The organism is Microcoleus sp. B3-D2, assembly GCF_036705345.1.
Taxonomy (GTDB): Bacteria; Cyanobacteriota; Cyanobacteriia; order Cyanobacteriales; family Microcoleaceae; genus Microcoleus.
Window position 1 is genome coordinate 66,422 of sequence record NZ_JAUBUG010000032.1, and the last position, 7,049, is coordinate 73,470.

6 protein-coding genes are annotated in these 7,049 nt (G+C 47.0%); 1 reads left to right on the forward strand and 5 read right to left on the reverse strand.

Annotation, left to right across the window (positions count from 1 at the left end):
- Nucleotides 1-291 precede the first annotated feature (291 nt).
- Nucleotides 292-1,056 carry a methyltransferase domain-containing protein gene (locus QUB14_RS14155; RefSeq protein ID WP_333217608.1) on the forward strand — a complete coding sequence of 255 codons (765 nt, stop codon included), beginning with the start codon at nucleotides 292-294 and terminating at the stop codon, nucleotides 1,054-1,056.
- 125 nt (nucleotides 1,057-1,181) lie between these two features.
- Here the strand turns inward: QUB14_RS14155 and QUB14_RS14160 are convergent, their stop codons facing one another.
- From QUB14_RS14160 to QUB14_RS14180, 5 genes are all read right to left on the reverse strand, one after another.
- Nucleotides 1,182-1,580, reverse strand: coding sequence for a Uma2 family endonuclease (locus tag QUB14_RS14160; RefSeq protein WP_333217603.1), 399 nt, complete (start codon nucleotides 1,578-1,580; stop codon nucleotides 1,182-1,184).
- Nucleotides 1,581-2,028: 448 nt separating this feature from the next.
- Complete coding sequence (locus tag QUB14_RS14165) at nucleotides 2,029-2,628, reverse strand: Uma2 family endonuclease (RefSeq protein WP_333217604.1); 600 nt, start codon at nucleotides 2,626-2,628, stop codon at nucleotides 2,029-2,031.
- Between the two features lie 78 nt (nucleotides 2,629-2,706).
- Nucleotides 2,707-4,947, reverse strand: a complete 2,241-nt coding sequence (locus tag QUB14_RS14170; protein ID WP_333217605.1) for a phosphoketolase — start codon at nucleotides 4,945-4,947, stop codon at nucleotides 2,707-2,709.
- A gap of 210 nt (nucleotides 4,948-5,157) precedes the next feature.
- Nucleotides 5,158-6,381, reverse strand: a complete 1,224-nt coding sequence (locus QUB14_RS14175; RefSeq protein ID WP_333217606.1) for a COP23 domain-containing protein — start codon at nucleotides 6,379-6,381, stop codon at nucleotides 5,158-5,160.
- 10 nt (nucleotides 6,382-6,391) lie between these two features.
- Complete coding sequence (locus QUB14_RS14180; RefSeq protein WP_333217607.1) at nucleotides 6,392-6,871, reverse strand: hypothetical protein; 480 nt, start codon at nucleotides 6,869-6,871, stop codon at nucleotides 6,392-6,394.
- Between the last annotated feature and the right edge of the window lie 178 nt (nucleotides 6,872-7,049).

Genomic DNA, 7,049 nt, shown 5'->3' on the forward strand with positions numbered 1-7,049 from the left:
TTGGGAATTTTCGATTTGTGACCTAGTTGAAACTAGGGGCTTTAAACCGCTGAAATTCTCATTCAAAATCCCCAATCTAAAATCGTCTCGGTCATCTTCTTACAATAGAGGAATTACCTGGCTCCCGTCCTGCATCTGTCCGCCAACTGGGGTTGGGGATGTCCGCAACGAGAATTGCGCTAAAGCGCAGTTCTATTATAATCTAGGTGTCGCAGCAGGAAAAAGGATAATTTTATTGTAGGAGAAGGTTCGTACAAAGCAAACACGTACAATCTGGAATTTGAGGGAGAAATCCAACGGTTAAAAGCTCAAGTTCTCCTCAGTTGGGAAAAGGAAGCGCGCACTTTAACTTGGTTCGGTTTAGCCGACGGGATGAATGTTTTGGAAGCGGGTAGCGGGCCGGGATTTTTCACCGAAAAACTGTTAGAATTGCTGCCAAACAGTTCGGTAACAGCGGTAGAAATTGACCCGGTACTGCACGAAAAAGCAGTAGCATATTTGCAGGACAAAGGGGGCGATCGAGTAAATCGCATTCAAGCATCGGTGGCGAATACTGGTTTGGATGATAACACGTTTGACTTTGCGATCGCGCGTTTGCTGTTCCTTCACCTCCCCGATCCCGTCGCAGCAGCTAGAGAAATATTCCGCATCTTGAAGCCTGGGGGAAAACTGGTAATTATCGATGCCGATGGGGATCTGTTTTGGCTGACAGATCCACCTTTGTCAGTGGAGACTCTCAAGAAGAAATTAAACCAGGTAACCGCATTGCGGGGTGGCAATGCATACTTTGGACGACATCTGTGTCGGCTTCTGAAAGAAACTGGATTTGTTAGCGTTGATTTAGAAGTGGCTGTCAGCCACAGCGATATTATCGGAATTGAAGCATTTGAACCTTTGCTGGACACGGGGCCCATTTTACAAATGGTCAAACAGGGGTTGATTTCAGAGTCAGACATAGAAAGCTACCTGGTTTCGCGGGATGAATTTTTAGCTGCGGGCGATAGACGATTAATGATGAGTTTTGGGCTAATGGCTTGCGGGGAAAAACATCAATAGACATCTTGCAAAAATAACTAAGGCGGGCTACAAGCCCATCCCACAATTTTTTTTTATTGTGGGATGGGCTTGTAGCCCGTCCGAACATTTCATTAAAAGGACTTTTGCAATCTTGTCTCATAAATTCAAGACAAATTTTCCACAAAACTCTGATGTTCCGGCGCAGCCAATCCGTGCTGCAAAACCTCCAACACTCTCGCTAAATCCCCAGCCAACAAAGCAAACTTATCCAACCGCAAACCAGGAAAAACTTCCGAACAAATTATCCCGTCACCATCAGGTTCAAGCTGCACGTATTCACCATCCCTCAAGTGAAACCCCTCTAATTCGCAATTATAAACTCGCCAAACGAGATATTCTTGCACTCCGTTGCGCCGATAGACTCTGAGTTTTTCGTGGCTGTCATATTTTACAGGACAAGCCCATGCTCCAGATAGCTTCCCTTTCAGCTTAGGAGTTTTCAGTGAAGGGTGAAAGCGATCGACAGCCAATAAATTGAGTTGAGCGGCTATTTTCCCTTCCAATCTCAGGTTCTCGTCGAACTAAGGATTTGAATATTCGTTTGAATGAAGACGCTAATACGAGGGTTCTCATAGCTTTAACTCTGCCATCACATCATCTACTGTCCCTCGGAATACTTGCCCCTGAAGTTATTACTCATTGAGCCGAGCGATATTGAGAGCAATCTCATCTCTCCATTTTTCTATGCGTCGTCTTTTAATCAAATCGATTAAAGTTATTTGCTCCTCCTGAGACATTTCTTAGACTAGCTCTAGAATCCTATCAGAGCTATAAGTGTTCATATTTCTGAGCTTGATAACTTTACACCTACAAGTCTAACCAATCGTTGGAGTCGATCGCGCAAAGGTTGTTTGTCAGAGCCTATCGTTGTCTGTCACATTTTAGCTTAACCAATCAAGCCGTTACCGAAGTCCCCGTAGACGATCGCACTTTCTACCAACTCCTCAGCATTCAACCCGCTTGCCTAAACCCATTAAGAAACTCTGTCCTTGCCTCAATCCTTGAAGGCATTAAAACGCAGCGTACCAACAATGCTAAATCCAACTCCGGCAAAAACTCACTTCTTGAAACTTGCTCGTAATCATCCTCGCGCAGCCGATAGACAGCAAGCCGATTATTTTCCCAAAACCAAACTTCTGGAATGCGAAGTCGCAGATATTTAGCTAGTTTATTGGTGCTACCGCTAGTCATTGTTACTTCCACGGCTAAATCGGGATGCTCTTTTCTTGAACCTATATAATAAGACTCGTCTGGTTCAAATGATACATCTCTTGCCCGGTCTCTGCGAGTTGCACTCCCTACAGGAAAGAATTCAATTCCGAGTTCAAAAAAGTATGCTTCCAGTAATATAGCGAGCGCTTTTTTAAAGCTTTCATGTGCTTCGCCCACTGTCATAAACTCGATCCACCCATCAAGATAAGTTATCCGCAAACCCGGAGAGTCGGCCATCAAAGATTCGAGAGCCTCAAATTGCTCCCAAGTATAATAACCGGGGAGAACCAATCGCTGTTCTGCAAGCGTACCTATTTCTTCTAAAATTTTTGCCGTCATAGGTATCACCATCCTAATTGAATATTACTAGCCCCTACCCAGCGCAAACCAGGCAGGGGCATTCACTCACATTCTAACTTAATGAACTAGCTCGATCGCCCTTTTAGTCAACGCCTCAGCAGTCAACCCGTTAAACGCCATCAACTGACCAGCACTAGCAGTAGTTTCCCCCCGCTTCCAAGCGAAAGTATCCCGCTTGCAATTGCTGCGGAGCATCACAGGTTCCAACATCCCAGAAGCACCGCCTGTCACGCCAATCAAGGCATCTCCGCCAAACAATTCAGCAAATTTCTCATCGCTCAAAAAGCCGCCGTCAGCTTCCGAACAAGTATCCCAAGCAACATCGCTAGCACGATACAAACGCCGGGGATTCACAATAGAAACAATCCGCACTCCAATCCCTTCTGTTTCCAAAAATGCCGCCGCTTCAAACACTGGCATTAACGTCATGTCGCCGACAACTGCAAACACAACTTTCTTGCTCCCCCCTTGATTCTGGGTAGCTTGCGGGGAATCGACTTCGTGCAGCACTATTGCACCGTCTTGCAAAGCTTGGCGAGTCTGTTCAAAAGTAGTGCGAATTGGCAGCGGCGACTTGCTTGCAGTAATCACAACTCCCTTATTTTTAGCAGTCAAAGCCCACTCGTAACAAGCTTGAATACTGTTAGCATCCGGTGGAAACAAAGGAAACACATTTCCGTTCCGCATCATCGCCGCAAAATAAGCCTCAATTTCCGGCCGCTGGTGCGTCCAACCGTTGCGGCCTTGTTCCAATGCACCCGCTGTAAATAAGGTGACAGTTGCCGGAGTTGGACGGCGCAATTCTGCCATTGCTTGGGTTACAGTTTGCCAAATTGGTAAACCGTTGATGGCAAAAGATTCGTAGGAACACCACAAACTCCGCGCTCCGAATAGCGATAAACCTACGGCTAAACCGGCGCAAGCATCTTCGCTCAAAGGTTCGTAAACTTGGCCGTTTGGCGATTGATTGTACAGGTCATCTGTCGTCGGGTGAATAATCTTGAGAGCTTGGTTGATATTGGCAATTGCCGAGGCTTCATTGCCGTCAGCATTAGTGACAAGAAAAGTACGATCGCGCTCGCCAACTTTCCCTACCAAAACCCCCATTGCTGTGGTCGAAATCTTCGGTTCTCCCCCAACTGCAAATTCTTCTAAAGGCAATTCGCCTAAATCTGCCAGCGGCAATGTAAACTCAGTAACAACTGTTTTCGCCGCCGGCCCGCCGCCCGCACGCTCGCAATTTGTCCGCACCAACTCCCAAGCAGCAGCAGTCAAAGCGCGCTCTTTTAAAGCACTGATAATGTGCGGAGCATCCAGCGTATCTTTCGGATAAAGGTTGTGAGATTTTGCTCCGCGCGCGTGGACGCCGGCACCTTTCAACTGTTTGATAATAAACACCGTTAATTTGCCGCCGAAAGCAGATTTTGCCGCTTTGTCAACTCCTTGTAAAACAGCTTTGGTAAATGCCATGCGCTGTTCGAGCGAAAAAGCAGTGCTGTCAACATAATCTTCCGGTTGATTTTTATCGTCAAATTCCTTAGCATCAACTAAGATAACTTCTTCAAAACCGTTGCCTTGCCAATAAGCAATCATTTCAGCATTAGTTTTAGTCGAAACCATGCTGTGATGTTCCTGAGAATATCCGTTCCAAACCAACACAGGCAAAAAGTTAGTAACGCTGGGATAAGCAGTGTGGAAATGCGCCATGCTGCTCATCGGATAGGGTTCGCCCATGCCGCCGTCGCCCATTGTGAAAGCAAACAGTTTTTCGCGGTGCAAAAGCGCTCCAGCCATTGCGAAATGCTGCCCTTGTCCGAGGGGACCGGCCGGTGCTAAAAGGCCGGGAATGAAACCGGAAAGATGTCCTAACAAACCGTCTTTTTCTCGGAATTTATCGCGCACTTGCTGCACGTTAACAATTCCCATATCCTCCAAAGATCGATCGAGAAACATGGCGCTGTAAAATCCCGGCGCGTGATGGCCGACTTCGGTGACAATGTTCTTGTGTCCGAGCATCACCAAAGCGGCATAAGCCTCAGCTTGGCTAGCGAAACCCCCTGGATGTCCCGATGCCTTGCTGGCGGTAACTTGCAGCGTCAGGTAGCGCAGGGCGTCTGCTCCCAGCATCGTTTGAAAGACGGCGACGGGATCGGCAGGATCGGCGATCGACTTGCTCCCCTCGGCGATCGCAGGTGCTTTCCCGTAAGTCTCAAAACCCGGCACACTTTCGGAGAAATACTGGATTCCTTCGCAAAAACTGGGAATTGCTGACGTTGCCTTCGGCGTAGTTGCAGTCATGCTTTATACCTGAAAAATTTAGATTGGATTAATGTAACAGTAATTTTATAGCTTCCGTGTTCCAAAAAATCATGAGTTCTATTATGTCAGTGATAAATAAGTAAAATATCTCAATTTTTAAGCTAATAAGTAGTTATTTGAGAACCCCGACTTATTAAAAAAGTTGGGGTTCTGTGTTTACCCATTACTAATCCATCTCAAATCCCAAATCTAAAATTGTTCCAGCCGTTCCCGGACATCGATATAAAGCGCAGTACCGCTTTCAGAAAGAGAAGGCACAGCCTTTTGATTCCCCAGCCAAACAAAAAAACTGCTAAGTGCAGGAGTCGGGTCTTGATCGCGACGCAGCGTGTAGATCAAACCTTCGCAAGGCCCATTAACGCGGCTTGTCGTGCAAATCGCTTTCTGGTTATTTACAATACCCACCGTGACATAATTTAGCTGTTTATTTCGGTTATAATTTTCAAGGCGCTGAGTCACTTGTTGGCAACGAGTTAGAGGATCGTAGCCAGAACTAGAAAAGAAATTAGAATTCCAGCGAATCCAAGGCTCCCTGAACCCTTGCGGATTTTGATACACAGTTACCGGCTCGCCCGTCGAGGTATCGCACACAAATCCTCCATAACCCAAACTCGGCTGGTTTTGAGCAGATGCGCTGCTGATAGAAAGATTGCTGAGAATATCAAAGCCGTTATGCTTATTTTGTGATAGCAAATCCCTAAAAGCATCGATCGGGATTGCCGCATTCAACCCCGTTTTTATCTCCTCAATCTGACCGTTCCACTGACTTCTAATTGTGCCAACAGTATCCCCCTGGCCGTGAATTCCTACCACCCTGCCATCAGCATCAAATACAGGCCCGCCGCTCATCCCGCGCCTGGTTACAGCTTGGTAGCGCAGACGATACCCTGATGAGGCGCTGCCCAAGCGAGAAGAGATGATACCAGCAGTAAACTCAAGTTTTCGTTCAAATCCCGAAATAGGCAGCGGATAGCCAGAAACGTAAATAGCCGAACCGACAACAGCACGTTCTGACTCGCCCATTGGTGCTACTGGATACTGTTCTCGGCTCTGAAACTGTATCAAAGCCAAGTCTATATCCCGGTCATTTTTCGGGAGTCGCTGTATTCTAATCGCAGCATAATCCTTCTCCAAATGAGTGCGAATGCTGTATTTTTGAGCCAGGCTTGCCACCACATGATTAGCTGTCAGAACAGTGTAAATATTACCCTGTTTGGCAATAATTACTCCCGATCCACTAGCCAAAAAACCCAGCGTATTGTTGACTTCCACAGTTGTCAACGTCGCTAGCTGGGCAATTTCTTCTGCTGTTTTGGCACAGGCAGCATATTGTTGGCTGACAACCGCCGTCACTGTTAATGCGCCTGTCAAGATGATTGTCAGCGCGTCAAACCGCAAACTCCACACATTCATCGATAACTCCCTAGATGAAACGAGGCGAACTGCAAATATATACTGATCGGAATTCCCCAACTGGATTTAACCATTTTCTCCAATAATTCCGCTGTTGGTTCACTTCCATCTTCAAAAGCATAGACGCCAAAATTTGGATCTCGATACTTGCCCCTACCGTTAATCCCAACCAAGAAACCTTTGGCATTAAAAATCGGGCCGCCACTCGTACCGATTTTAACCTCATTTGTATAGCCCAAGCTATAACGTTGAGGCAAAGATTTGGGTAGCAGCACCGAAACGAAGCCCGCGTCACCGCCAAAGCCCCAACCTCAGCACCCGCAGGAAAGCCGACTGCCAACACTGGCTCAGACATTGCTCCTGGTTCAAGGGTGAATGGTGCTATTTTATACTCGATCGCGCTGCGAAACTGAACGATCGCCAGATCGCTATTGCCCAGCCGCCTCGGAACTCCTAGCAGTGGGTGGAGGAGACCGTCGTCGGTGACCATTGTCCGATCGCCACAACGTGCCAGTTAGTCAGCACCGTATAGGTTTGGCCCTGCTGCCGGACGATCGTCCCAGAACCAGAAGATATTCCCGTCGGGATTCATAAGTAGGTCGGCGGGGAAAATCACAAGTATGTAACAAAAGATTAAGTAGGGTGATGGGACTTAAATTTAATACGTT

Coding starts and splice junctions, on each gene's coding strand:
- QUB14_RS14165 (WP_333217604.1), bottom strand. CDS start 2,628: ATGACGGCAAAAATTTTAGAAGAAATAGGTACGCTTGCAGAACAGCGA.
- QUB14_RS14180 (WP_333217607.1), bottom strand. CDS start 6,871: ATGGTCACCGACGACGGTCTCCTCCACCCACTGCTAGGAGTTCCGAGG.
- QUB14_RS14175 (WP_333217606.1), bottom strand. CDS start 6,381: ATGAATGTGTGGAGTTTGCGGTTTGACGCGCTGACAATCATCTTGACA.
- QUB14_RS14170 (WP_333217605.1), bottom strand. CDS start 4,947: ATGACTGCAACTACGCCGAAGGCAACGTCAGCAATTCCCAGTTTTTGC.